General features: G+C 68.5%; 1 protein-coding gene. It reads left to right on the plus strand.

The features are described 5' to 3' along the window. Positions 1 to 32: 32 nt before the first annotated feature. Positions 33 to 213, plus strand: a 181-nt coding sequence (locus ABZV38_RS40525) for a hypothetical protein (protein ID WP_356333984.1), incomplete at its 3' end; no start/stop codon positions are given.

Genomic DNA, 213 nt, shown 5'->3' on the forward strand with positions numbered 1-213 from the left:
CCGCGGTGGCGGCTCCGGTGGTGGTTTCCGCCGTGACGACAGTCGTGGTGGCGGTTCCGGTGGTGGTTTCCCTCGGGACGACCGTCGTGGTGGTTCCGGTGGTGGTTTCCGCCGTGACGACAGTCGTGGTGGCGGTTCCGGTGGTGGGTTCCGTCGTGATGATCGTGCGCCGCGTCGTGATGACGACCGCGGTGGGCGTCCTGGTGGTGGCTT

Source organism: Streptomyces sp. NPDC005181 (genome assembly GCF_040608395.1).
In the GTDB taxonomy this organism is placed as follows: Bacteria; Actinomycetota; Actinomycetes; order Streptomycetales; family Streptomycetaceae; genus Streptomyces.